Genomic DNA, 5,961 nt, shown 5'->3' with positions numbered 1-5,961 from the left:
CTTTTAATGACCTAAATAGCCGATAAATGACTAAAAATAGTCTATAATCGAGTTGTTTTATGGCTAATTTTGACTTAATACTTTTAATTTTTTAAGAAGTGATCTGATAACTTATTTACTTATTTACAAGTTACTAATTTATTACATACTTCTCTATAATTTATTAAAAGTAAATAATTGTGAATCAAATTATTAAAACAACTAATTTGCCCTGCAAATAATTACGTTTTTTTTTGTACTTTGGTTTTACTTTTAATTCATGTTGAACCGGTTAATAAATGCCAAATAATGTAAAGTATGAAAAATTTAATTTTGGTTAGGCATGCAAAATCGAGTTGGGAGGTTCCCGTTCAGGATAAAGATAGAGTTTTAACATGTAATGGTATGAAAGATGCTCATCTTGTAGCAGGTCATGTCAAGTCTTTGTTGCCAAAAACATTTACTATATGGTGCAGTACTGCCAAAAGAACTACAAATACGGCGTTAATTTTTGCACAAAATTTTTTGTTTCCGCTTGACAGTATCATTTACAAAGACGACCTTTATACCTTTGATAGAAAACAGCTCCAAAAAGTGGTGGAATCCTGTCCAGATGACATAGAGAGTTTGATGATTTTTGGTCACAACGAAGCCATCACTGATTTTGTCAATCGTTACGGGGATGTGTCCATAGATAACGTTCCTACATCAGGCTTTGTTTTTTTAAAGTTTGATTCGCCACATTGGAAAACCATTAAAAAAGCTAAAACAGAACATATACTATTTCCGAAAGATTTAAAATGAATAAAACGTTAGCATACAAATATATTGATAGAGAAAAAAGCTGGTTGGCTTTTAATGCAAGAGTTTTGCAAGAGGCGGGTGACACTTCGGTTCCATTATTGGATCGTTTGCGGTTCTTAGGCATATTTTCGAATAATTTAGATGAGTTTTTTAGAGTTCGTTTTGCAGCCATTAGACGATTAAGCTTAACCGGAATTACAGGTGAAAAGTATCTAGGCGGAATTTCAGCGCAACAACTGGTTAAGGATATTACAGAGATTGTTATTGAGCAACAATCTGAAAGTTTACGAATTCTAAATATTATAGAAAGTGAACTAGAAACAAAAAATATTTTCATCATCACCGAAGCAGATATTTCTATTGAGCAAGAAATTTTCTTAAAAGATTTTTTTATTCAAAAAGTGAGTCCTGAGTTAGTGACTATCATTTTGAATGATTTGGCTGAATTTCCTGTGCTTAAGGATACCTCTGGTTATTTAGCCATAAAATTGGTTATGAAAAAGGACGATGAAGTACGTTATGCTGTCATTGAAATTCCAAAAACCATCAACCGCTTTGTGGTCTTGCCATCACATGATGAAAAACAATATATCATACTTTTGGATGATGTGATCCGACACAATTTAAATAATATTTTCAACATTTTTGATTATGAAAGTGTTTCGGCACACATGATAAAAATCACTAGAGATGCGCAACTTGACATTGACAGTGATTTGAGCAAAAGTATGATTGAGAAAATTTCCTTGAGCGTAAAAGACAGGAGAATAGGAGAGCCAGTTCGATTTATTTACGATCAATTGATTGAAGAGGATACATTGAATTTTTTCTTGGATAAAATGAAAATTGTATCTACAGACAGTATTATTCCGGGTGGTCGTTACCATAACAGAAGGGATTATATGGATTTTCCTAATTTAGGGAGATTTGATTTATTGTATGAATCGAAACCTCCGTTGCCTATTCCTGGATTAAGTTTAGAGGGAAGTATGCTAGAAAAAATAAGCGAAAAAGATTATTTGCTGAATGCTCCGTACCAGTCTTTTTCATACTTAACCAAATTTTTGAGAGAAGCTGCGTTAGACCCAAAAGTGGTTTCAATAAAAATTACGTTGTACCGTTTAGCCAAAAATTCGCAAATCATTAGTTCCTTAATTAATGCTGCCAAAAACGGAAAAAAAGTAACGGTTCAAATAGAATTACAAGCCCGCTTTGATGAAGCTTCAAACATCTCTTATGCAGAACAAATGCAGCTTGAAGGTATTGAACTTATTTTTGGTATTAAAGGATTAAAGGTACACAGTAAAATATGTGTTATCGAAAGAGTAGAAAACTATAAAATAAAACGTTATGGTTTTATCTCAACGGGTAATTTTAACGAATCTACGGCTAAAGTATATACTGATGTAACACTTTTTACCAGTCATCAGCAGATCTTGAAAGACATCATGAGAATTTTTGAATTTTTTGATATTAATTATAGAGTACATCGTTACAAACACTTGATAGTGTCACCTCATTACACCAGAACTAAGTTTGTAAAATTAATTGACAGGGAAATTATTCATGCACTGGCAGGAAGAAAAACACATATAAAACTAAAAATGAATAGTTTGTCTGACTTTGCCATGATTGATAAACTTTATGAAGCCAGTCGAGCCGGTGTGAAAATTGAACTAGAGGTACGAGGGATATGTTCCTTAATTCCTGGAATTCCTGGTATGAGTGATAACATAGAGGCAATTAGTATAGTTGATAATTATTTAGAACATTCAAGAGTGTATATTTTTGGGAATGCGGGACAAACAGAAGTCTATATTTCATCGGCTGATTTTATGTCTCGAAATCTAGATGGTAGGGTAGAAGTTACTTGTCCTATTTATGATCAAGATATTAAAAAAGAACTGATTGACAATTTTGACATTGGCTGGAAAGGAAACGTAAAAGCAAGGTTTCATTCTCATAAATTTGATAATAAATACCGCCCTCGAAATCATAATCCTATCTTTAGAGCGCAGCTAGAAACGTACCGTTATTATGAAAAAAAACTAGAGGATGCTACTAAGAAAGAAAATTTAGCATAGTTTTTGTTTTACCAATTACAATTTTAACCTGAATAAGATCCGTCACCTTGATCAGGAGTTTCAAACACAAGAAATATGATTCAAATAAAAAAATACGCTGCAATTGATATTGGCTCAAATGCAATGCGATTGTTAATTGTCAATATTGTGGAACAAGACGGCAAAGAACCGCAATTTAATAAAAGTTCCCTTGTGAGGGTGCCTATCCGTTTAGGGCAAGATGCTTTTACAGTGGGTGAAATTTCTGCAGAGAACATTGATAGAATGTGCGATGCTATGAAAGCATTTAACTTGCTGATGAAGGTACATAAAGTAGAGCGTTATATGGCATTTGCAACATCGGCCATGCGCGAAGCGTATAACGGCAAAGAGGTTGTTGCAATCATTAAGAAAAAAGCCGATATAAAAATCGAAATTATTGATGGCAAAAAAGAAGCTGCCATTATTGCTTCAACTGATTTACATCATTTATTAAAATCGGATCAAACCTATCTTTTTGTAGATGTGGGTGGTGGAAGTACTGAATTTACACTATTTTCTAATGGTAAAATGATAACTTCTAGGTCCTTCAAAGCAGGGACAGTGCGCTTACTCAATAATATGGTTTGCGATGTAGTATGGGACGAAATTGAAAAATGGATTAAAACCAACACTCAAGAATATGACGAGGTTACACTCATAGGTTCTGGTGGAAACATCAATAAATTATTTAAATTATCGGGTAAAATTCAGGAAAAACCATTGTCGTACATCTACATGAATTCCCAATATTCGTTCTTGAATTCTTTATCTTATGAGCAAAGAATATCAGAACTGGGATTAAATCCAGATCGAGCTGACGTAATTATTCCTGCAACGCGCATCTATATGAATGCTATGAAATGGAGTGGTGCCCGAAATATTTATGTACCCAAAATAGGTCTTTCTGATGGAATTGTAAAAGCCATGTATTACGGTAAAATATAACGTTTTTCTTTTATAATTAAGCGTCTAAATCTAATCCAAATGTAGTGCGTAAAAGCTCTATATTTGGATTTATTTGTAGCAACCTGTTGTAGCGGTCTTGGTCGTTAAAACTTCTTTTGGTTTCTATAGTTTCGTTTACAACTACATTGATAGTAATGTCATGATTGTGTAAATGGCCTTTTAAATAGCCTAACAATCCGTGTAATTCTTTTTCAAAATCTAGCTTAGATCCTTCGTTTGGCAACTCAATTGTTATGGTTGTTCCGTCGAGTTTTGGATCGTTTATGAGAAGTAAGGATTCCATTATTTTAAATCCCTTGTCACCTAATCGTTGTGCATATTTGTTCCAATACACTAACATTTCAGTCTCTGTAAAAGATTCGGTTGGCAAGTGAACAGTTTCTTTTACGATTCCTTTACTGCTCTCCTCTAATGCTTTTTTGGCTCGGATACTAGCGAGTGAAAACGCTGAGACTTTTGGTTCTCCGATGGTTGAAACGGGAGTAGCTACAACAGGAGTTGGAATTACTTTAGCTGGCTGTTGTACTAATACCTCAGCTGGAATTTCTGGTTTACTTTCAGGTGTAGAAGTAGAGGTTACCGCCGTTTCTATTTTTTTTGCGACACTTATGGAGTAGTCGTTTTTTCTAAAATATGTGGGTGGAATTATATATTGCTCAACTTTTTTTTTTCTCCATCAATAGTGATAGAGGCAAGTTGCATCAAACAAAGTTCTACAAGCAATCGCTGGTTTTGACTCAATTTGTATTTTAAATCACAATCGTTAGCAATATCGATTCCTTTCAATAAAAAATCTTGACTGCATTTTTGAGCTTGTGCACCATACATTTGCTGGGCTTGTTCTCCTACTTCTAACAAAGTTAAAGTAGCCGGAGTTTTAGATACTAACAAATCTCTAAAATGCGATGCTAGTCCTGATACAAAATGATGCGCATCAAAACCTTTGGCAAGGATTTCGTTAAAAGCCATTAATAATTCTGGAATTTTATTTTCCAAAATCAAGTTGGTCATGTTGATGTACGTTTCGTAATCAAGCACATTCAAGTTCTCCGTAACGGCTTGACGGGATAAGTTTTTCCCGCAAAAGGAAACGACTCTATCAAAAATAGAAAGGGCATCACGCATGGCACCATCCGCTTTTTGAGCAATGATATGTAAAGCATCATCTTCAAAAATTACGCCTTGACTGGTAGCGACTTCAGCAAGATGTTCTTTGGCATCTTTTACGGTTATTCTTTTGAAATCAAATATCTGACAACGAGAAAGTATTGTAGGGATGATTTTATGTTTCTCGGTCGTGGCCAAAATAAAAATGGCGTGCTTAGGAGGTTCTTCTAATGTTTTTAAGAAGGCATTAAAAGCTGCTGAGGACAACATGTGCACCTCATCAATAATGTATACTTTATATTGCCCCGTTTGGGGTGGGATTCTAACTTGGTCAATTAAATTTCGGATATCATCTACAGAGTTGTTTGAAGCAGCATCAAGTTCAAATACATTGAAAGCAAAATCTTCGGTAGGATCATCATATCCAGGTTGATTGATTTTGCGAGCTAGAATACGAGCGCAGGTGGTTTTACCCACACCACGAGGACCTGTAAACAATAAAGCCGATGCTAAATGGTTGCTTTCTATAGCATTGAGCAAAGTGCTTGTAATGGCTTTTTGTCCTACAACATCTTTAAAAGTTTGTGGACGATATTTACGGGCCGATACAACAAATTGTTCCATAGCATTTTTATTGGATAGCAAATATAGGTTTTTTGTTGATTTGTTTATTTACTAATTTGTTTATTTGAAGAAAATCTTTTCCTTGCAAAAATGTAAATTAGAATTGAAAATAATAGCATATTGATAATCAAAGAAATGATTATTCCTTTGTTGTAAATTGTATTTTTTTCATTTTCTGAAATTATATTTTGGGATAATTTATAGGCTCTTAATTGTTCTAACTGATAAATAAAACTTCTTAATGATTCTATTTTGAATTCCAAGTCGTTGATCTTATAATCAGTTTCAGTTGGCTCGATGATTTTACCAAATTTATCACGCTTAAATTCAGGAGGTAAAGGCCAACCTGGACCAAAATCTTGTGATTGTGTGGGTG

7 protein-coding genes are annotated in these 5,961 nt (G+C 33.9%); 4 read left to right on the top strand and 3 right to left on the bottom strand.

The window, feature by feature from the left end:
- Positions 1-297: 297 nt before the first annotated feature.
- From DNC80_RS09295 to DNC80_RS09285, 3 genes are all read left to right on the top strand, one after another.
- Positions 298-783, top strand: a complete 486-nt coding sequence (locus tag DNC80_RS09295) for a histidine phosphatase family protein (protein WP_182650968.1) — start codon at positions 298-300, stop codon at positions 781-783.
- Positions 780-2,867, top strand: coding sequence for a polyphosphate kinase 1 (ppk1, locus tag DNC80_RS09290; protein ID WP_182650967.1), 2,088 nt, complete (start codon positions 780-782; stop codon positions 2,865-2,867). Before DNC80_RS09295 ends, ppk1 begins: the two co-directional genes overlap by 4 nt.
- A gap of 75 nt (positions 2,868-2,942) precedes the next feature.
- Positions 2,943-3,833, top strand: coding sequence for a Ppx/GppA phosphatase family protein (locus DNC80_RS09285; RefSeq protein ID WP_182650966.1), 891 nt, complete (start codon positions 2,943-2,945; stop codon positions 3,831-3,833).
- A gap of 16 nt (positions 3,834-3,849) precedes the next feature.
- On the opposite strand, the gene DNC80_RS09280 is transcribed toward DNC80_RS09285, so the two are convergent.
- A complete protein-coding gene (locus DNC80_RS09280; RefSeq protein ID WP_244289553.1) occupies positions 3,850-4,224 on the bottom strand; it encodes a DNA polymerase III in 375 nt (124 codons plus the stop codon).
- Between the two features lie 49 nt (positions 4,225-4,273).
- Here DNC80_RS09280 and DNC80_RS09275 point away from each other — a divergent pair, with 49 nt between their 5' ends.
- On the top strand, positions 4,274-4,471 hold the full coding sequence (locus DNC80_RS09275; RefSeq protein ID WP_182650965.1) for a hypothetical protein: 198 nt from the start codon (positions 4,274-4,276) through the stop codon (positions 4,469-4,471).
- Positions 4,472-4,499: 28 nt separating this feature from the next.
- Here DNC80_RS09275 and dnaX read toward each other — a convergent pair whose 3' ends face one another.
- Both dnaX and DNC80_RS09265 read right to left on the bottom strand, forming a co-directional pair.
- Positions 4,500-5,585 (bottom strand): DNA polymerase III subunit gamma/tau, encoded by a 1,086-nt coding sequence (gene dnaX / locus DNC80_RS09270; RefSeq protein ID WP_182650964.1) that lies wholly within the window; start codon positions 5,583-5,585, stop codon positions 4,500-4,502.
- Between the two features lie 44 nt (positions 5,586-5,629).
- Positions 5,630-5,961 (bottom strand): hypothetical protein (locus DNC80_RS09265; protein ID WP_182650963.1); only part of this gene is annotated, 332 nt, incomplete at its 5' end.

Origin of the sequence: Flavobacterium sp. SOK18b, from assembly GCF_014156605.1 — a bacterium.
Classification (GTDB): Bacteria; Bacteroidota; Bacteroidia; order Flavobacteriales; family Flavobacteriaceae; genus Flavobacterium; species Flavobacterium tiangeerense.
This window is presented reverse-complemented; position numbering and strand designations above follow the sequence as displayed.

Bases quoted from the DNA above. Each gene is read 5' to 3' on its own strand.
- ppk1 (WP_182650967.1), top strand. From the start codon at position 780: ATGAATAAAACGTTAGCATACAAATATATTGATAGAGAAAAAAGCTGG.
- DNC80_RS09285 (WP_182650966.1), top strand. From the start codon at position 2,943: ATGATTCAAATAAAAAAATACGCTGCAATTGATATTGGCTCAAATGCA.
- dnaX (WP_182650964.1), bottom strand. From the start codon at position 5,585: ATGGAACAATTTGTTGTATCGGCCCGTAAATATCGTCCACAAACTTTT.
- DNC80_RS09295 (WP_182650968.1), top strand. From the start codon at position 298: ATGAAAAATTTAATTTTGGTTAGGCATGCAAAATCGAGTTGGGAGGTT.